The 19,977-nt window shown below is 56.3% G+C and carries 13 protein-coding genes; 4 read left to right on the top strand and 9 right to left on the bottom strand.

What is annotated here, in order from left to right; translation table 11 throughout:
- The first annotated feature begins 262 nt into the window (after positions 1–262).
- The 3 genes from focA (at position 263) to pflA (ending at position 4,387) form a co-directional block, all read left to right on the top strand.
- Positions 263–1,120, top strand: a complete 858-nt coding sequence (gene focA / locus CWM54_RS00905) for a formate transporter FocA (protein ID WP_061155184.1) — start codon at positions 263–265, stop codon at positions 1,118–1,120.
- A 51-nt stretch (positions 1,121–1,171) separates the two neighbouring features.
- Positions 1,172–3,454 carry a formate C-acetyltransferase gene (pflB, locus tag CWM54_RS00900; protein WP_061155185.1) on the top strand — a complete coding sequence of 761 codons (2,283 nt, stop codon included), beginning with the start codon at positions 1,172–1,174 and terminating at the stop codon, positions 3,452–3,454.
- A gap of 192 nt (positions 3,455–3,646) precedes the next feature.
- Positions 3,647–4,387 (top strand): pyruvate formate lyase 1-activating protein, encoded by a 741-nt coding sequence (gene pflA / locus CWM54_RS00895; RefSeq protein ID WP_002898145.1) that lies wholly within the window; start codon positions 3,647–3,649, stop codon positions 4,385–4,387.
- A gap of 165 nt (positions 4,388–4,552) precedes the next feature.
- Here the strand turns inward: pflA and CWM54_RS00890 are convergent, their stop codons facing one another.
- The 9 genes from CWM54_RS00890 to lrp all read right to left on the bottom strand — a co-directional run bounded on the left by CWM54_RS00890 (position 4,553) and on the right by lrp (position 18,432).
- Positions 4,553–5,701, bottom strand: a complete 1,149-nt coding sequence (locus tag CWM54_RS00890) for an MFS transporter (protein WP_061155186.1) — start codon at positions 5,699–5,701, stop codon at positions 4,553–4,555.
- A 275-nt stretch (positions 5,702–5,976) separates the two neighbouring features.
- Positions 5,977–6,840: a dimethyl sulfoxide reductase anchor subunit family protein gene (locus tag CWM54_RS00880; protein WP_100681548.1), complete on the bottom strand. Its 864-nt coding sequence runs from the start codon at positions 6,838–6,840 to the stop codon at positions 5,977–5,979.
- A 1-nt stretch (position 6,841) separates the two neighbouring features.
- Positions 6,842–7,459: a DMSO/selenate family reductase complex B subunit gene (locus CWM54_RS00875; RefSeq protein WP_004150845.1), complete on the bottom strand. Its 618-nt coding sequence runs from the start codon at positions 7,457–7,459 to the stop codon at positions 6,842–6,844.
- 10 nt (positions 7,460–7,469) lie between these two features.
- Complete coding sequence (gene dmsA, locus CWM54_RS00870) at positions 7,470–9,908, bottom strand: dimethylsulfoxide reductase subunit A (protein WP_100681549.1); 2,439 nt, start codon at positions 9,906–9,908, stop codon at positions 7,470–7,472.
- 200 nt (positions 9,909–10,108) lie between these two features.
- Positions 10,109–11,401, bottom strand: a complete 1,293-nt coding sequence (gene serS / locus CWM54_RS00865) for a serine--tRNA ligase (RefSeq protein WP_049003789.1) — start codon at positions 11,399–11,401, stop codon at positions 10,109–10,111.
- Between the two features lie 91 nt (positions 11,402–11,492).
- Positions 11,493–12,836, bottom strand: coding sequence for a replication-associated recombination protein RarA (rarA, locus tag CWM54_RS00860; protein WP_074386424.1), 1,344 nt, complete (start codon positions 12,834–12,836; stop codon positions 11,493–11,495).
- 8 nt (positions 12,837–12,844) lie between these two features.
- Positions 12,845–13,456 carry an outer membrane lipoprotein chaperone LolA gene (gene lolA, locus CWM54_RS00855; RefSeq protein WP_061155191.1) on the bottom strand — a complete coding sequence of 204 codons (612 nt, stop codon included), beginning with the start codon at positions 13,454–13,456 and terminating at the stop codon, positions 12,845–12,847.
- Positions 13,457–13,578: 122 nt separating this feature from the next.
- Entirely contained in the window at positions 13,579–17,802 is a 4,224-nt protein-coding gene (gene ftsK / locus CWM54_RS00850) for a DNA translocase FtsK (RefSeq protein WP_100695662.1), read from the bottom strand.
- Positions 17,803–17,937: 135 nt separating this feature from the next.
- Positions 17,938–18,432 (bottom strand): leucine-responsive transcriptional regulator Lrp, encoded by a 495-nt coding sequence (lrp, locus tag CWM54_RS00845; protein ID WP_000228469.1) that lies wholly within the window; start codon positions 18,430–18,432, stop codon positions 17,938–17,940.
- 532 nt (positions 18,433–18,964) lie between these two features.
- On the opposite strand from lrp, the gene trxB reads away from it, so the two are divergent.
- On the top strand, positions 18,965–19,933 hold the full coding sequence (gene trxB, locus CWM54_RS00840; RefSeq protein ID WP_012542328.1) for a thioredoxin-disulfide reductase: 969 nt from the start codon (positions 18,965–18,967) through the stop codon (positions 19,931–19,933).
- Positions 19,934–19,977 lie beyond the last annotated feature (44 nt).

Raw genomic sequence — 19,977 nt, 5'->3', positions numbered from 1 at the left:
TATCATTTACCAATTGTTAATTTTAAATAAAATACTCCATTTTAATTAACTCAAAAACTGGGGCGAAAACGAAAAAATTCAACATAAGTTATAAATTTTAAAATTTATTTTCCATAAAAAATTCAAATAGTTAAGCATCAAATAGACAAAAACCACACACTAAAAAGGCATATAGTTCCGGTGAGATATGATCTATATCAATTTCCCTTCTATAATGCTTTGTTAGTATCTCACCGCCAACTTATATAAAGAGAGAGTTAGTGTGAAAGCTGACAACCCTTTTGATCTTTTGCTCCCTGCCGCGATGGCGAAAGTCGCCGAAGAAGCAGGTGTCTATAAAGCAACGAAGCATCCGATGAAGACCTTTTATCTGGCGATCACCGCTGGCGTTTTCATCTCCATCGCTTTCGTATTCTATATCACCGCGACCACCGGCACTGCCGCGATGCCTTTTGGGATTGCCAAGCTTATCGGTGGGGTCTGTTTTTCCCTGGGTCTGATTCTGTGCATCATCTGCGGCGCTGACCTCTTTACCTCTACCGTATTGATCGTGGTGGCGAAAGCCAGCGGTCGAATTACATGGGGGCAACTGGCAAAAAACTGGCTCAACGTCTATTTTGGTAACCTGGTGGGCGCACTGCTGTTTGTGCTGCTGATGTGGTTATCAGGCGAATATATGACTGCCAACGGCGGTTGGGGGCTAAACGTCCTGCAGACCGCTGACCACAAAATGCACCATACTTTTGTGGAGGCCGTGAGCCTGGGTATCCTCGCTAACCTGATGGTTTGTCTCGCCGTATGGATGAGCTATTCCGGTCGTAGCCTGATGGATAAAGCGATGATCATGGTCCTGCCGGTAGCGATGTTCGTTGCCAGCGGCTTTGAGCACAGCATCGCCAACATGTTTATGATCCCAATGGGTATCGTAATCCGCAATTTTGCGAGCCCGGAATTCTGGACCGCGGTCGGTTCAACTCCGGAAAGTTTCTCACACTTGACCGTTATGAACTTCATCACTGATAACCTGATTCCGGTGACTATCGGGAACATTATCGGCGGAGGTCTGCTGGTCGGGTTGACATACTGGGTCATTTACCTGCGTGGCAACGACCATCACTAAGGGTTGTTTCAGGCAGTAAATAAAAAATCCACTTAAGAAGGTAGGTGTTACATGTCCGAGCTTAATGAAAAGTTAGCCACAGCCTGGGAAGGTTTTGCGAAAGGTGACTGGCAGAATGAAGTCAACGTCCGTGACTTCATTCAGAAAAACTACACCCCATATGAAGGCGACGAATCCTTCCTGGCTGGCGCAACTGAAGCGACCACCAAGCTGTGGGACAGCGTAATGGAAGGTGTAAAACAGGAAAACCGCACTCACGCGCCTGTTGATTTTGACACTGCCCTGGCTTCCACCATCACCTCTCACGACGCAGGCTATATCGAGAAAGGTCTGGAAAAAATCGTTGGTCTGCAGACCGAAGCGCCGCTGAAACGTGCAATCATCCCGTTCGGTGGTATCAAAATGGTTGAAGGTTCCTGCAAAGCGTACAATCGCGAGCTGGACCCGATGCTGAAAAAAATCTTCACCGAGTACCGTAAAACCCACAACCAGGGCGTATTTGATGTTTACACCAAAGACATCCTGAACTGCCGTAAATCCGGCGTGCTGACCGGTCTGCCGGATGCTTATGGCCGTGGCCGTATCATCGGTGACTATCGTCGCGTTGCGCTGTACGGTATCGACTTCCTGATGAAAGACAAATACGCTCAGTTCCAGTCTCTGCAAGCGAAACTGGAAAGCGGCGAAGATCTGGAAGCAACTATCCGTCTGCGTGAAGAAATCGCTGAACAGCATCGCGCTCTGGGTCAGATCAAAGAAATGGCAGCGAAATACGGCTGCGATATCTCTGCTCCGGCAAAAACTGCTCAGGAAGCAATCCAGTGGACCTACTTCGGTTACCTGGCTGCCGTGAAATCTCAGAACGGCGCGGCAATGTCCTTCGGTCGTACCTCCAGCTTCCTGGATATCTACATCGAACGTGACCTGAAAGCGGGTAAAATCACCGAGCAAGACGCGCAGGAAATGGTTGACCACCTGGTCATGAAACTGCGTATGGTTCGCTTCCTGCGTACTCCGGAATATGATGAACTGTTCTCCGGTGACCCGATTTGGGCAACGGAATCCATCGGTGGTATGGGCGTTGACGGTCGTACCCTGGTGACCAAAAACAGCTTCCGCTTCCTGAACACCCTGTACACCATGGGGCCGTCTCCTGAGCCGAACATCACTATCCTGTGGTCTGAAAAACTGCCGCTGAGCTTCAAGAAATTCGCTGCTAAAGTGTCTATCGATACCTCTTCTCTGCAGTACGAGAACGATGACCTGATGCGTCCGGACTTCAACAACGACGACTACGCTATCGCATGCTGCGTAAGCCCGATGGTTGTTGGTAAGCAAATGCAGTTCTTCGGCGCTCGTGCCAACCTCGCGAAAACCATGCTGTACGCTATCAACGGCGGCGTGGATGAAAAACTGAAAATGCAGGTGGGTCCGAAATCTGAACCGATCAAAGGCGACGTCCTGAAATTCGACGAAGTCATGGATCGCATGGATCACTTCATGGACTGGCTGGCTAAACAGTACGTCACCGCGCTGAACATCATCCACTACATGCACGACAAGTACAGCTACGAAGCCTCTCTGATGGCGCTGCACGACCGTGACGTTATCCGCACCATGGCGTGTGGTATCGCTGGTCTGTCCGTTGCTGCTGACTCCCTGTCTGCTATCAAATATGCGAAAGTTAAACCGATTCGTGACGAAGACGGTCTGGCTATCGACTTCGAAATCGAAGGCGAATACCCGCAGTTTGGTAACAACGATGCTCGCGTCGATGATATGGCCGTTGACCTGGTTGAACGTTTCATGAAGAAAATTCAGAAACTGCACACCTACCGTAACGCTATCCCGACTCAGTCTGTTCTGACCATCACCTCTAACGTGGTGTATGGTAAGAAAACCGGTAACACCCCAGATGGTCGTCGCGCTGGCGCGCCGTTCGGACCAGGTGCTAACCCAATGCACGGCCGTGACCAGAAAGGTGCTGTTGCCTCTCTGACCTCCGTAGCTAAACTGCCGTTTGCTTACGCGAAAGATGGTATCTCTTACACCTTCTCTATCGTGCCGAACGCACTGGGTAAAGATGACGAAGTTCGTAAGACCAACCTGGCGGGCCTGATGGATGGTTACTTCCATCACGAAGCGTCCATCGAAGGTGGTCAGCACCTGAACGTGAACGTCATGAACCGCGAAATGCTGCTCGACGCGATGGAAAACCCGGAAAAATATCCGCAGCTGACCATCCGCGTATCTGGCTACGCCGTACGTTTTAACTCCCTGACGAAAGAACAGCAGCAGGACGTTATTACCCGTACCTTCACTCAGACCATGTAATTCCCAGTCTGACTGAAAAAGCGTACAATAAAGGCCCCACGTCAGTGGGGCCTTTTTAACAAGTGCTTCCCCGCCCCAGCCTGCTTTGCCAGTTATCTATACTTTGGGTACCTGTCAAAACAGACTCGACACAGCCGCTGAGCTGTGCACCAACACGGCCCCGGATGGGCCACATCTGGAGAAAACACCGCAATGTCAGTTATTGGTCGCATCCACTCCTTTGAATCCTGTGGCACCGTTGATGGCCCGGGCATCCGCTTTATTACCTTTTTCCAGGGCTGCCTGATGCGCTGCCTGTACTGCCATAACCGTGACACCTGGGATACCCACGGCGGCAAAGAAATCACCGTTGAAGAGTTAATGAAAGAGGTAGTGACCTATCGTCACTTTATGAATGCCTCAGGCGGCGGCGTCACGGCATCGGGCGGCGAAGCGATCCTGCAGGCGGAGTTTGTTCGCGACTGGTTCCGCGCCTGTAAGAAGGAAGGTATTCATACCTGCCTCGATACCAACGGCTTTGTCCGTCGCTACGATCCGGTTATCGACGAACTGCTGGAGGTGACTGACCTGGTCATGCTGGATCTCAAACAGATGAACGATGAAATTCACCAGAACCTGGTCGGCGTGTCCAACCACCGCACCCTCGAGTTTGCCCAGTACCTGGCGAAAAAGAATATCAATGTCTGGATCCGCTATGTGGTGGTTCCGGGTTGGTCAGACGATGATGACTCCGCACACCGCCTGGGCGAATTTACCCGCGATATGGGCAACGTCGAGAAAATTGAGCTGCTGCCCTACCATGAGCTGGGCAAACACAAATGGGTAGCGATGGGTGAAGAGTACAAGCTGGACGGCGTCCATCCGCCGAAGAAAGAGACCATGGAGCGGGTGAAAGGCATTCTTGAGCAGTATGGTCACAAGGTGATGTACTAATAGCCTCATCAGGGCCGGTGGTGCGCTTACGCCGGCCCGACGCTACGCTGGAAATCGTTCCAGTCTCGCATTTCATCCTCATGAAAAGCGCAATGCCATCTCTGCAGTGGAAAACACGATCGATTGAAGCAGATGACGCGCAGCCTTCGCTGCACGTCAGAATGGTTATGCGTGCGCCACCGGCGTCGGATGATGCCCGGCCTTGCGCAGCAGGGTCAGCAGATAGATAAACGACACGCTGGCGATCATGATAAACAGCAGGTTGTCTGAGAAGTTCTGCATCAGCATCGCCGTCAGGGTCGGGCCCAGCAGGCTGCCGATGGTATAGCTCATCAGCAGCGCCTGATTCATCGCCACCAGCTGATGGTGCTCCACTTTTTCACAGGCCCAGGCCATCGCCACCGGATACAGCGTGAAACCGGATGCCCCAAGCACAAACAACGCCGGGGCCATTGCCGCCTGACTCAGCATCGCCAGACAGCCGATGATCACCACAAAGACCTGCACCCGCAGCACCAGCAGGCGGCCATAACGATCAGCCAGGCGCCCTACCGGCCACTGCCCCAGGATGCCCGCGCTAACCATCACCGCCATCCAGAAACCAATGCCGGAGTCGCTGACGCCCTGATGGTTCAGCCATAGTGGCATCAGGCCGTACAGCGAGCCGAGAACAATCCCCGAGATAATGCAGCCATTGACACCGTGGCGCGCCTGGCGCAGCTTCAGCATCGGCCAGATACGTACTGTTTCATGCGGCTCTTCAGCCTGTCCCATAATACGGGTAAACAGCAGCGGCAGGATCGCCGCCAGCGCCAGCCCTGTCACCCACGGCAGGACGCTCATTAAATCGGTGGGTAATTTACTGACCATCAGCTGGCCCAGTACGGTACCGACATAATAGACCATCATGTACGCCGCCAGCAGACGACCCCGGCTGCGGGAAGTCCCGCTGCAGACCAGCGCGCTTTCCACCACCACCCAAATCATCGCGCAGCCTACGCCGGCGATAAAACGCCAGCTCAGCCACGTCCAGAAACCAACGGTGATCCCCAGCCCTACGCAGCCGACGGCGAAAATTAACGACGCGAGATAATAGCTGCGGTTAAACCCAAGGCGCTTAATCACCCAACCGGCCAGCAGCGTACCGGCCAGGTTGCCGGTAAAATAAGATGACCCCACCATGCCGACCTGCCAGGTTGGCATATTTTCATGGGCGAGCCAGAGCGGGACGAGCGTATTCAGCACCGCTATCGCCAGGGTCAGTAAAAGCAGGCCACAGAGCAGCATTTGCACTGGCCGGGTATAGATGGTCATGGGTAAAAAACCGTGAGGAATGTTCAGATCGCGAGCGCATCATGCCACCGCTAAAAACATTGTCAATCCATCTGAAATCAGGCCTGACGCGGTTTTGCAGGGCACGATAGAAGTTTTTTATCCACAGAAGGGGGAAAGGTAAGGCAACAGATAATACGCTATTGTTTTTCTTAATTTATTAATAAATCCCGGCGTTAATTTCAGTCGAAAAATTTCATCTATCGACAGCACGTTTTCATCATGCCGGCACGCCTGCGCCGGCATGATGACGCGGATTAACTGGCGACAGCCATCCCCACGGTCATATGCAGACCATAGAATACGCCGCGGCCGATCATCTCTGCCGCCAGCACCAGAACCAACGCCAGGCCGAGCAGCGAGACCGCCGGCTTGCGGCCGCGAATCTGCGGCACGCACCAGCAGGCCAGGGCCAGCGCCAGCAGCACCACCCGCCAGGCCATAAGCACCCCGTAATCCGGCACCAGGGCGGAGGCCTGCTGAATTGAGCTGCGGATAGTGGCAAGTTCACTCCCCTGCATCAGGATCACCACAATACTCACCAGCAGTGCCAGCAAAGAGACCACCGGCAGCAGGCGCAGCGCCCAACCGTCAACACCTGCCACGCGCAGCAGCAGATAACCCAGCAGCGGACCACCGATAAACAGCGTCAGAAAGAAGCTCAGCGGCGTCCAGACGGTATACCAGGTCGGCACCGTGTCGATGGTGTTGTACACCCGCACCATCATCCAGACGAAGATCACGCCCAACACCATGGTGACTATCAGCCACAGGCTACGCAGGCTGGCAGGCAGCTTTTTGCACACGGCCAGCAGCCAGCCAATTCCGCCGACGGCGAAGAAGATCGCCCCGCTGGCTATCTCATTACTCAGCGACGAGGCCCCCACGCGATTCAGCGAATTAAAGGCCCGTAGCGGTGAGCCAAGGTGCATCGTCGAGGCAATAAAACCGATCCCCATCAATACCCACAGGCCAAACATACTCCCCACCACGCGCTGCTCCTGCTCACGGGAGAGATTGCCCGTCATCAACGCCAGCGCCATGACGATAAACCCGCCTGCGACGCACTGGCCGAAGACCGTAAAGATCATCAGCGGCCATTCATGCCATCCGTTTCCCATCTCACACCTCCTTCGGGTTCGCCAGATAACCGGTGGTATCGCCACACGGCCGGGCATTGGCGTTAGGTTTGATAACGATACTCGGCCTGGTAAAGTGCGCCGACGGCAGCGGGGCCACCGCGGCCAGCTGGCCGTGCTTAGCGCGCAGTTCGGCAATCGGTCCGAAATCGAGTGCCCGCAGCGGGCAGGACTCGACGCAGATCGGCTTTTTCCCCTCGGCGACGCGCTCATGGCAGCCATCGCACTTGGTCATATGGCCTTTGTCGGCGTTGTACTGCGGGGCGCCGTACGGGCAGGCCATATGGCAGTAGCGGCAGCCAATGCACACCTCTTCGTTGACCACGACAAAACCGTCTTCACGCTTGTGCATTGCCCCGCTCGGGCAGACCTTGGTGCAGGCCGGATCCTCGCAGTGGTTACAGGCGATGGAGAGGTAGTAGGCGAACACGTTCTGCTGCCAGACGCCGTTGTCCTCCTGCCAGTCGCCGCCGGCATACTCATAGATGCGGCGGAAGCTGACCTCCGGGGTCAGGTTCTTGTAATCCTTACAGGCCAGTTCGCAGGTCTTGCAACCGGTGCAACGGGCGGAATCAATAAAAAATCCATACTGAGTTGTCATCGGTTACTCCTTACAGCTTTTCAACCTGGACGAGGTTGGTATGCGACGGGTTCCCCTTCGCCAGCGGCGACGGACGCTGGGTGGTCAGCACGTTGATGCTGCCCGCCTGATCCACCCGCGAAGCGTCCGGGTTATACCAGGCCCCTTCCCCCAGCGCGACAACGCCCGGCATCATGCGCGGCGTCACCTTCGCTTCGATATGTACTTCACCGCGGTCGTTGAAGATGCGAATGCGATCGCCGTTGGCAATACCGCGTTGCTTCGCGTCGATCGGGTTAATCCACATCTCCTGCCGACAGGCGGCCTTCAGCACATCGACGTTGCCGTAAGTTGAGTGAACGCGCGATTTATAGTGGAAGCCGGTCAGCTGTAGCGGGTATTTCGCCGTCAATGGATCGTTGTAGTTTTCGAAGCCCGGGGTATAGATAGGCAGCGGATCGATAACATCCCCTTCCGGGAGTTCCCAGGTAGCCGCGATTTTCGCCAGCGCCTGCGAGTAAATTTCGATCTTGCCCGACGGCGTGGTCAGCGGATTGGCCTGCGGATCCTCGCGGAAGGCTTTGTAGGCCACATGGTGTCCTTGCGGATCGCGCTGCTTATAAATGCCTTGCTGGCGGAAGGTGTCGAAATCTGGCAGATCGGGAATCGCTTTCTGCGACTGCTCATACAGATAGCGCATCCAGCCTTCCTGGGTACGGCCTTCGGTAAACTGCTGCTCCACACCGAGGCGTTTTGCCAGCTCGGTGGTCATCTCATAGATAGTTTTGCATTCGAAACGCGGCTTGATGGCCTGATCGGCAAAGATGACGTAGGACATGTTGCCGCAGGAGGCATCCAGCGCGAAATCCATCTGCTCGGAGGCGGTGCAGTCCGGCAGCAGAATATCGGCGTATTTCGCGGACGAGGTCATATGGCAATCGATGACTACGATCATCTCGCACTTCTTGTCGTCCTGCAGGATCTCGTGGGTACGGTTGATCTCTGAGTGCTGGTTAATCAGGCAATTTCCCGCATAGTTCCAGATCATTTTGATCGGCACGTCGAGCTTATCTTTGCCACGAACGCCGTCGCGCAGCGCGGTCATTTCCGGACCACGCTCGATAGCGTCGGTCCACATAAACATCGAGATACTGGTCTGAACCGGATTCTCCAGCGTCGGCATGCGCTCAAACGGCAGGCTGTAAGAGCCCTCGCGCGCGCCGCTGTTGCCGCCGTTGATCCCGACGTTACCCGTCAGGATAGCGAGCATCGAGATAGCCCGGGTGGCGATTTCGCCGTTGGCGTGACGCTGCGGCCCCCAACCCTGGCTGATATAGGCCGGTTTGGCGGTGGCAATTTCGCGCGCCAGTTTAACAATGCGTTCGCGCGGAATACCGGTAATCGTCGAGGCCCACTCCGGCGTTTTGGCGATACCGTCAGTGCCCTGGCCAAGAATGTAAGCTTTGTAGTGACCATTGGCTGGCGCATCGGCGGGCAGCGTTTTCTCGTCGTATCCCACGCAGTATTTATCGAGGAACGGCTGATCGACCAGATTCTCGGTGATCATCACCCACGCCAGACCCGATACCAGCGCCGCATCGGTACCGGGGCGAATCGGGATCCATTCATCTTCGCGTCCGGCGCCGGTGTCGGTATAACGTGGATCGATAATGATCATCCGGGCATTGGATTTCTGCCGCGCCTGCTCAAGGTAGTACGTCACCCCGCCGCCGCTCATCCGCGTTTCGCCGGGGTTATTGCCGAACAGCACCACCAGCTGGCTGTTTTCAATATCCGACGGGCTATTGCCGTCGGCCCAGCCGCCGTAGGTATAATTGAGGCCCTCGGCAATCTGCGCCGAAGAGTAATCGCCGTAGTGGTTGAGATAGCCGCCGCAGCAGTTCATCAGGCGAGCAATCAGCGTTTTCCCTGGCGGCCAGGAGCGTGTCAGCGTGCCGCCGAGCGTGCCGGTGCCATAGTTCAGGTAGATGGATTCGTTGCCGTACTCTTTAATTAACCGCTGCATATTGCTGGCGATGGTATCGAACGCCTCTTGCCAGCTGATTTGCTCGAACTTGCCCTCGCCGCGTTTGCCGACGCGCTTCATCGGGTACTTCAGGCGGTCCGGGTTATAGACCCGGCGACGCATCGAGCGACCACGCAGGCAGGCGCGAACCTGATGCAGGCCATCATAGTTATCGTCACCGGTATTATCGGTTTCAACGTATTTAATCGCGCCATCCACCACGTGCATGCGCAGCGGGCAGCGGCTGCCGCAGTTGACGGTACAGGCGCTCCAGACCACCTTCTCGCTGGCGGGCGCCGGTGTATCGGCGGCATGCGCCATACGGGTAAAGGGTAATGTTAGTGCGTTGCTGGCCAGCGCCAGGCCGCCTATTGCCGTGGTTTTCATTAAACCACGGCGGCTTACCTCAGCAGCCAGTAAAGCATCGGGGGCTTTAATTTTCATGGATACTCGCTTTGGTTGCTCACAATAAACTGACAAGCGCTATATAGTCATATATATATTGCTTTGAAATATTATTGGTTTTTTATGCTGATTTAATCCAAAGGGAGTATCACTGCATTCGTAGAATGGATTATTGCCCGGTATCAATAAGGGCGTAAAAAAAGCGCCCGCAGGCGCTTTTAAAAGAGAGGAAGAAAAAATTACCCGATATATTCGAGGCCACGCATATACGGGCGCAGAATTTCCGGGATTTCAATACGGCCATCGGCCTGCTGATAGTTTTCCATCAGCGCCACCAGGGTACGACCTACCGCCAGACCAGAACCATTCAGAGTATGAACGAGACGAGTCTTCTTGTCGGACTTGCTGCGGCAGCGAGCCTGCATACGACGCGCCTGGAAATCCCAGACGTTAGAGCAGGAAGAAATTTCACGATAGGTGTTCTGCGCCGGAACCCACACTTCCAGGTCGTAGGTTTTGCAGGCACTGAAGCCCATATCGCCGGTGCACAGCGCGACCTTACGGTACGGCAGACCCAGCAGCTGCAGCACTTTCTCGGCATGGCCGGTCATCTCTTCCAGCGCCGCCATGGAGTCTTCCGGACGCACGATCTGCACCATTTCAACTTTGTCGAACTGGTGCATACGGATCAGACCGCGGGTGTCGCGACCATAGGAACCGGCTTCAGAGCGGAAGCACGGCGTATGGGCGGTCATTTTGATCGGCAGATCGTCTTCGTCGATGATTTCATCGCGCACCAGGTTGGTCAGCGGCACTTCCGCCGTCGGGATCAACGCGTAGTTGCTGCTGTCGGCTTCTTCTTCCAGCGGACGAGTATGGAACAGGTCGCCAGCGAATTTCGGCAACTGGCCGGTGCCATACAGCGTGTCCTGGTTCACCAGGTACGGGACATAGTTTTCGCTATAGCCATGCTGTTCGGTGTGCAGATCCAGCATGAACTGGGCCAGAGCGCGGTGCAGACGGGCCAGTTGGCCTTTCATCACTACAAAACGCGAGCCAGTGAGCTTAACGGCGGCGGCAAAATCCAGCCCCCCGTGCATTTCACCCAGCGTCACGTGATCGCGCACTTCGAAATCGAACTGGCGCGGCGTACCCCAGCGGCTAACTTCAACGTTGTCGTTTTCGTCACGGCCAACCGGCACATCATCATGGGGAATGTTCGGGATCGCCAGGGCAATATCGCGAATTTCCGCCAGCAGCGCTTCCAGTTCGGATTTTGCGGCATCCAGCTGTTCGCCAAGCTTGTTCACTTCCAGGCGTAATGGCTCGATATCTTCCCCGCGCGCTTTCGCCTGGCCAATGGATTTCGATCGGGAGTTGCGCTCCGCCTGCAGGTTTTCCGTTTGCACCTGCAGAACTTTACGACGCTCTTCAAGCGCGCGAAGTTTATCTACATCCAGCTTAAAGCCCCGGCGTGCCAGTTTTTCTGCGACTGCGTCTGGCTCGGTACGCAGCAGATTGGGATCGAGCATGCTTATCCTGTGCTTATCGAATTAAATAAAGAAAAGTGGCCGCAGACTACGACCACGGAAATAGTGTAATAACCTTACCGCAACGCCTCAATTAGCGGTAGCGTTTTATCGGGCTATTTTGATCCTGTTCAGCGAGCCAGGCGAGCTTTTCGCCAATTTTGCCCTCAAGCCCCCGGTTTGTCGGGTGATAATAGCGCGTTTGCGCCATTTCCTGCGGGAAGTACTGCTCGCCAGCGGCGTAGGCGTTGGGTTCGTCATGAGCGTAACGATACTCCTGGCCATAACCCATTTCTTTCATCAGCTTCGTCGGCGCATTGCGCAGATGCACCGGAACGTCATAGTCAGGACGATCTCGCGCGTCGGCCAGCGCCGCTTTAAAGGCGGTGTAGACGGCGTTGCTTTTCGGCGCGCAGGCCAGATAGACAATGGCCTGGGCAATTGCTCGTTCACCCTCTGCTGGCCCGACGCGGGTAAAGCAGTCCCACGCGGAAATGGCCACCTGCATCGCCCGTGGGTCGGCGTTGCCGACATCTTCCGAGGCAATCGCCAGGCAGCGACGGGCAACGTACAGCGGGTCGCCACCGGCGGTGATGATCCGCGCGTACCAGTAAAGTGCCGCATCCGGCGCGCTACCGCGCACCGACTTATGCAGAGCGGAAATCAAATCGTAGAACCGGTCGCCTTTGTTATCAAAGCGCGCGCTGCGCTCGCCGGCGATCTCGGTCAGCAGTTCCGCCTTCAGCACCCGCTTGCCCGAGTCATCGCTCTCGGCCATATCGGCCATCATTTCCAGGGTATTCAGCGCCCGCCTCGCGTCGCCATTCACCAGTTCGGCGATGGCCTTGCGGGTCTCATCCGGCAGAATAATATCCTGCCCACCGTAGCCGCGGGACTTATCGTTCATCGCCTGGTCAAGCACCCGCTCGATATCGTCGGCAGTCAGCGATTTCAGTAAGTAGACGCGCGCACGGGAGAGCAGCGCTGAGTTAAGCTCAAAGGAGGGGTTTTCGGTGGTCGCGCCAATAAAAGTGATGGTGCCGTCTTCAATATGCGGCAGAAAGGCGTCCTGCTGACTTTTATTAAAGCGATGCACTTCGTCAACAAACAGGATGGTCCGTCGGCCAGCGTTGCGGTTTTGCCGTGCGCGCTCAATGGCCTCGCGGATCTCTTTGACTCCTGAGGTCACCGCCGAGATCCGTTCGACATCGGCGCTGGCGTAGCGGGCAATCACTTCCGCGAGGGTGGTCTTGCCGGTGCCCGGCGGCCCCCAGAGGATCATTGAATGCAGGTGCCCGGCTTCAATCGCCCGCGGCAGGGGTTTACCCGGCGCCAGCAGGTGCTGCTGGCCAATATACTGCGCTAAATTTTCTGGCCGCATACGAGCGGCCAGAGGTTGAAACGCGTTGTCGGAAAAATCGAGCGACAGATTGCTCACTTTCGCCTCTACTTACGTTGATCGTCCACCGTCACCCCTTTCGGCGGCGTAAAGGTGAACTTAGATGCGTCGATTGCGCCATTCTGCTGCGACTTCAGCTGATAACTGCTGCGCTGATCATCCTGCTCGACGGCGCTGAACTGGTGGATGGTGCCATCCCGACCGACGTTGATCGTGAACTGCTTCAGGTTACCGCTGCCACTTTTCGGCGTCAGCACAAAATCATCGCCGTTTTGTTTGATATTGTACTGCTGCCAGTCGCTGGACTGGTTGCGGGCAATCAGCATAAACGGCGTGTTGCTGGTAGCATCTTTCAGCCAGGTCGCCGTGGCCTGCTCAACGAACGGGTTGTAAAACCACAGTGTTTTACCGTCAGAGACGAGGACGCTCTCGTCCGGCTGGGTCATATGCCAGTTAAACAGGTTCGGACGTTTTACCCACAGGTCGCCCTGACCGTCCTGGACGGCGTTACCGCTGCCGTCGGTGACTTTCTGCGTGAAGCTGGCATGGAAACTGCTCACTTTATCAAGACGGCTTTTTAAGTCACTGGCCGCATCTGCCCAGACCTGGCTGACGACCATACCAGACAGTAATGCACAGGTGATTGCGAGTTTTTTCATTGTTATTCCTTAATGTGCGTCACTCCCGACGCGGGAGCCTCTTCTGCCCCTAATGTAGGACCGCTGATGGCGGCGGAACAGAAGAATTGGCTGATTTTGCGCTTATTTACCCAACTTTGCACTCATTCAAAGGGCGGCGGTGCCAGCACTTCGCGGTTACCGTTATGGCCCTGCTCGCTGACGATCCCCTGCGCTTCCATCTGTTCAATAATGCGCGCTGCACGGTTATACCCAATGCGGAACTGACGCTGTACGCCGGAAATCGATGCTTTGCGCTTCTCAGTCACAAAGTTGACCGCCTGATCGAACAGTGGATCCAGCTCTTCGCCGCCGTCTAAGCCACCACCGCCGCCTTCACTTTCGCTGTCGGAGGTAATGCCATCCACGTACTGCGGACGACCACGGGCTTTCCAGTCCTGAACCACGGCGTGGACTTCCTGGTCGCGCACAAACGCCCCGTGGACACGCACCGGCGTGGTAGAGTTCGGCCCGGAGTAGAGCATATCCCCCATACCCAGCAGCGATTCCGCGCCGCCCTGATCGAGAATGGTACGCGAGTCGATTTTACTCGATACGGTAAAGGCGATGCGCGTCGGGATGTTGGCCTTAATCAGGCCGGTAATGACATCCACTGACGGACGCTGCGTCGCCAGCACCAGATGGATCCCCGCCGCACGCGCTTTTTGCGCCAGACGGGCAATCAGCTCTTCCACCTTCTTGCCCACGGTCATCATCAGGTCGGCGAACTCGTCCACCAGCACCACGATGTACGGCAGTTTTTCCAGCACCGGATGCACGGCATCCATGCTGTCGCCCGGCTTCCAGTACGGATCCGGGATCGGCCGCCCCATGCGTGCAGCTTCAGCGATCTTCTCGTTATAGCCCGCCAGGTTACGCACGCCCAGCGCTGACATCAGCTTGTAGCGACGCTCCATCTCGTTGACGCTCCAGCGCAGCGCATTGGCGGCGTCTTTCATGTCAGTGACCACTTCCGTCAGCAGATGCGGAATACCTTCGTAGACCGACAGCTCGAGCATTTTCGGGTCGATCATAATGAAACGCACATCTTCCGGCTGCGCTTTGTAGAGCATGCTGAGGATCATGGCGTTCACACCGACTGACTTACCGGAACCGGTGGTACCGGCAACCAGCAGGTGCGGCATTTTCGCCAGGTCGGCCACCACCGGGTCGCCAGCGATGTCTTTACCCAGCACCACGGTCAGCGGCGACGGATTATCGCGGAACTTGGTATTGTCGAGCACTTCACGCAGATAGACGGTCTGACGCTTTTTGTTCGGTAATTCCAGGCCGACATACGGCTTGCCCGGGATCACTTCTACCACGCGCACAGCAACCGTTGACAGCGAACGCGCCAGGTCCCGTGACAGATTCGAGATCCGCGCCGCTTTAACACCTGGCGCCAGATTGAGCTCAAAGCGGGTGATCACCGGGCCTGGCGAGTAGTTGATGACATCCGCTTTGATACGGAAATCGGCCAGACGTGCTTCTACCAGTCGCGCCATCTGCTCTAAAGCAAAGGTATCCACCGGTTCGACTTCACTGGGCGGCGGCGTTAACAGATCCAGCGACGGCAGCGGCGTGGTCGGTCTTTGCAGCGGACGGCTATCGCCATTACGCATCAGCAGCGGGTGGATCAAGCTCTCCTGCGGCGCAGGCGCAGCAGGCTGATACCCCTGCGGGGCAACCGGTTGTTGCTGCTGCACTGGCTGCGGCGCAGTCTGGTAAGACTGCGGCTGAGGCGGCACTGGCTGATGGTGTACAGGCTGATGCTCCGCAGCTTGATAACCCTGCTGCGGAGCCGCCGCCGGTTGTTGATAGTGCGGGGCCGGTTGCTGCGGCTGGACTTCCGGTGTCGGCGTAAACAGCGGCTCGCTCGGTCCGTCATTGACCAGCGTCTTCATTGGTGAAAATTCATAATCCGCCGGCGAGAACGGGTTCGCACCCGGCGGCTGCTCAGCGGCGTAGCGCTGCTGCTGAGTGGCAGCAAACTGACGCGCCAGCTCCGCTTCCGCCGCAGTGTCGGCGTCATCGTCATCAGTCGCGTTATCGTCTTCCCAGCGATGACCATAGCGCTGCTGCTGGGTGGCGGCGAACTGGCGGGCCAGTTCATCCTGCTCCAGAACGTCGGCTTCTTCATCAGAGAGCAGCTCATCGTCATAATGAGGATCGCGTTCCGCCTGCCGCGCACGCTGTTCAGCCTCCCGTTGCGACGGTAGCTTGATGCCGTATGAGGCCAGCTCCCGACGCGTCGGGACACGAACGCGATTTGGTCGCGGTAATTTCGGACCGATGCCTTCTTTCACCTGAACCCGCGGTCCGCTGGACGCCGGGCTGAACAATGGCGCAGCCGCAGCGGATGCGGCAGTCGCCGACGTTGCCGCCGCCGCGCCGCCGCTGGCGGCCGTTGCCTGATGCACCCCTGCCGCGACCGCAGAGACCACCGTTGTCTCCACTGGCGGTTTGGACGGGGTGGCTGGCGGCGTCAGCGGTTTAGTGGCGATCGGGCTTTCCGGCTCCGGAATAGGCTGATACCAGGAGGCCAGCAGCTCACGTTCACGTGCCCGCTTCTCTTCGACTTCTTCGAAGTAATAGAGCGGTGGACGTTTCACCTCTTCCGGCGCAACCTCTGGTTCTGGCTCTGGTGACGGAACTGGCGTGCTTTGCGGCTGATACGCTGCTGGCTCAGGCTGATACGCCTGCGGTGCAGGTTGACCGCCATGCGGATCGTAAGTCGGCTGCTGATACGGTGCCGGCTCTGGCTGATACGCCTGCGGCGCTGGCTGACCGGCATGAGGAGCATAAGCAGGCTGTTGATACGGCGCCGGCTCTGGCTGATACGCCTGCGGAGCAGGTTGCCCGCCATACGGATCGTATGCCGGCTGCTGATACGGCGCCGGCTCTGGCTGATACGCCTGCGGCGCAGGTTGCCCGCCATACGGATCGTATGCCGGCTGCTGATACGGCGCGGGCTCTGGCTGATACGCCTGCGGCGCAGGATGTCCGGCATGCGGATCGTAAGCCGGCTGCTGATACGGCGCGGGCTCTGGCTGATACGCCTGCGGCGCCGCCTGACCGGCATGAGGAGCATAAGCAGGCTGCTGATACGGTGCCGGCTCAGGCTGGTACGCCTGTGGCGTCGGCTGACCGGCGTGTGGATCGTAAGTCGGCTGCTGATACGGTGCCGGTTCTGGCTGGTACGCCTGCGGCGGGTAACCAGCTTCCGGCTGATAAGCAGGCGCAACGCCCTGATGGCCAGCCGCGGATTCAGCCCACGCCTGTGGCGCGGCAGTGGCCGCCGCCGCTGCGACCACGGGCTCAGCGATACTATGACCATTCAGCAACGGATCGTAAGGGTCGAAATCTCCAGGGCGCGCGGCGCTGGCACCGGAGAACAACACATCATCCTCTGCGGGACGCGCGGCGCTGGCGCCGGAAAACAGGACATCGTCGGCGGCGACAGGCGCACCGCTGGCGCTGTATTGCACCGCCTCTTCCCCGTCATCCATCCGTTTGCCGGAGAAAAGCGCCGCGTCTGTTTTACGTCCCATGGGGTTGGTAAACTTCTCGGCCAGACGCTTACGCCGCGCCAGCGCGCTGCGTAAGATACGGGCACGACGCGACTCCTGCGGGTTTGCCGCTTCGTCTTCATCGTCGTACTCTTCATCGTCATCTTCGTATTCGCCTTCATCGACCCAGGTATCATCCCGACGGGTACGGTTGCTGGCAAAGGTCAGCACCGACAGGATGCCACCGCCCAATTTTTCCGCAATGCTGACCCACGACCAGCCGGTGAACAACGTCAGACCGGCCGCCCAGATGCACAACAGGGCAATAGTGCCGCCGCTGCTGTGCAGCAGCGGTTGCAGCGTGGTACTCAGCAGGCTGCCGATCACTCCGCCCGAGGCGAAGTACCAGATATCATCGGCGTTAATAGCTGCCAGACCACAGGAGGTCAGGATCAGGGCTAACGCGCCAATGAGGCGCAGGGAAACGGCGAAATAATCAATGTATTCGTCGTTTTCCTGATGCCGCCAGGCAAACCAGCATCCACCGATGATGATCACCGGGATGGTGTAGGCCATGACGCCAAAAATGAAAAAGAGGGTATCGGCAAGCCACGCACCGGGGGCGCCGCCTAAATTATGAATAGGCTCATGCCATGCCGTCTGCGACCAGCTTGGATCCGAGGGGTTAAAGCTCAGTAGTGCCGCCATCAGCCAGATGGCGAAGAGGGAGCAAAGGATGAGCATCGCCTCAAGGAGTCGGCGCCCGCTGCTGAGTTTGGTTAGTTTGACTTCTTTGTCTTCGGTGTATTCCTGGCTCAAGAAAGGCTCTCCAGGTATCAGGCTGTTTCCTGCCTGCTGCTAAAACGGACAACAGCGCCGGGTCTCCCCGGCACTGTTGCTGTATGGATTAACAGGAGTGTAATCAAACCACGTCGATTTTGCACCTGTTCCGTGTTAGCGCGTCTTAATAACCAGACGATTACTTTGCTTGACTTCTTCCATCACCACGTAGGTACGGGTGTCGTTTACGCCCGGCAGGCGCAGCAAGGTCTCGCCCAGTAATTTACGATACGCTGACATATCCGGTACGCGGGTTTTCAACAGATAGTCGAAATCACCGGAAACCAGATGACACTCTTGAATTTCTTCAAGTTTTTGCACTGCGGCGTTAAATTGCTCAAACACATCCGGCGCGCCACGATTCAGAGTAATCTCAACAAATACCAGAAGTGATGCATCCAGATAATGCGGGTTGAGCAGCGCCGTATAGCCCTGAATAAAACCCTGTCTTTCAAGACGACGCACGCGCTCAAGGCAAGGCGTCGGAGAAAGTCCCACCCGTTTAGAAAGCTCGACGTTAGAAATTCGACCATCTTTTTGCAATTCATTCAGGATGTTACGATCAATGCGGTCGAGATCTTTGCCAGGGCGCTTCTTGCTATCTACCATTATTATTGTCTCTCTGTATTCCTTCCCTACTCCTGTTCCGGCTCTGTTCCTTCACTGCCAGAGCCCATCCTGTTATTACCCGTACGACAATGGGTAACCCAGGGGTACGTGAGAAGCCCGTTGCCTGACGGCAGTCACCGACATCACGCATGGCGTCTGTCCACACCATGCGTAGATTTCGTTAACCCGGATAAAAATGGCATTTGCGTGCATGAAAATTCGCCGCACGCTAAATACTGCTTTTCTTCTTCCATGAATGTTTTCGCAAAAGCACAGGGGATTGTCAAAGCAAAACATCGATTTTTAGTACAAGATGCCAGATATTCATCATCCCCCCTGGTTGATTCTCATTTTTTCGTCTTATAATTGTCCCGCTGACAGTAGAAATAGTTATATTCTTTGCCGGTAAAATCGCCAATTCATCGGCGGTTTCTATTGCACACATCGTTAACAAAATCGCTGTGCTCTTTTTTTACGACAACAAATTCCCTACAATCTCTGGCCAATGTATGCCAATTAATATGGGGATCTCATGGGCACAGCCAAACACAGTAAACTGCTTATCCTTGGTTCTGGACCTGCGGGATACACCGCGGCGGTCTATGCCGCACGCGCCAATCTGCAGCCGGTGCTGATCACCGGGATGGAAAAAGGCGGTCAGCTGACCACCACGACGGAAGTGGAAAACTGGCCAGGCGATCCTAACGATCTCACCGGTCCTCTGTTGATGGAGCGCATGCACGAGCATGCCGCGAAATTTGAAACGGAAATTATTTTCGACCATATCAGCCGCGTCGATCTGCAAAACCGTCCGTTCCGTCTGACAGGCGATAGCGGTGAGTACACCTGTGATGCGCTGATCATTGCCACCGGCGCATCGGCGCGCTACCTCGGTCTGCCATCGGAAGAGGCGTTTAAAGGCCGTGGCGTTTCAGCTTGCGCCACCTGTGACGGATTCTTCTATCGTAACCAGAAAGTGGCGGTGATCGGCGGCGGTAACACGGCGGTTGAAGAGGCCCTGTATCTGTCCAATATCGCCTCTGAGGTGCATCTGATCCACCGTCGCGACGCCTTCCGCGCGGAAAAAATCCTCATCAAGCGTCTGATGGATAAAGTGGCGAGCGGCAACATTGTGCTGCATACCGACCGCACCCTCGAAGAGGTGACCGGCGACCAGATGGGCGTCAGTGGCCTGCGCCTGCGTGATACCAAAAACAGCGACAACGTTGAGTCTCTGGAAGTGGCAGGCCTGTTCGTCGCCATCGGCCACAGCCCGAACACCGCCATCTTTGAAGGTCAGCTGGAACTGGAAAACGGCTATATCAAAGTGCAGTCCGGGATCCACGGCAACGCCACGCAAACCAGTATCCCGGGCGTATTTGCCGCTGGCGATGTCATGGACCATATCTATCGTCAGGCGATCACCTCCGCCGGCACCGGCTGCATGGCGGCGCTGGACGCAGAGCGTTACCTGGACGGTTTGGCCGACGCTTGCAAATAATCTTTACAAGTCAGTAACAAAGGTAAAGAAGGCGACGAAAAGTC

The organism is Klebsiella sp. D-Nf1 (assembly GCF_002810515.1).
In the GTDB taxonomy this organism is placed as follows: Bacteria; Pseudomonadota; Gammaproteobacteria; order Enterobacterales; family Enterobacteriaceae; genus Klebsiella; species Klebsiella variicola.
Note: the sequence above shows the minus strand (reverse complement) of the source record. Positions and strands in the feature narration are given on the sequence as shown.

Bases quoted from the DNA above. Each gene is read 5' to 3' on its own strand.
- CWM54_RS00880 (WP_100681548.1), bottom strand. From the start codon at position 6,840: ATGGGAAACGGATGGCATGAATGGCCGCTGATGATCTTTACGGTCTTC.
- lrp (WP_000228469.1), bottom strand. From the start codon at position 18,432: ATGGTAGATAGCAAGAAGCGCCCTGGCAAAGATCTCGACCGCATTGAT.
- CWM54_RS00875 (WP_004150845.1), bottom strand. From the start codon at position 7,459: ATGACAACTCAGTATGGATTTTTTATTGATTCCGCCCGTTGCACCGGT.
- trxB (WP_012542328.1), top strand. From the start codon at position 18,965: ATGGGCACAGCCAAACACAGTAAACTGCTTATCCTTGGTTCTGGACCT.
- serS (WP_049003789.1), bottom strand. From the start codon at position 11,401: ATGCTCGATCCCAATCTGCTGCGTACCGAGCCAGACGCAGTCGCAGAA.
- CWM54_RS00890 (WP_061155186.1), bottom strand. From the start codon at position 5,701: ATGACCATCTATACCCGGCCAGTGCAAATGCTGCTCTGTGGCCTGCTT.
- pflA (WP_002898145.1), top strand. From the start codon at position 3,647: ATGTCAGTTATTGGTCGCATCCACTCCTTTGAATCCTGTGGCACCGTT.
- lolA (WP_061155191.1), bottom strand. From the start codon at position 13,456: ATGAAAAAACTCGCAATCACCTGTGCATTACTGTCTGGTATGGTCGTC.
- dmsA (WP_100681549.1), bottom strand. From the start codon at position 9,908: ATGAAAATTAAAGCCCCCGATGCTTTACTGGCTGCTGAGGTAAGCCGC.
- pflB (WP_061155185.1), top strand. From the start codon at position 1,172: ATGTCCGAGCTTAATGAAAAGTTAGCCACAGCCTGGGAAGGTTTTGCG.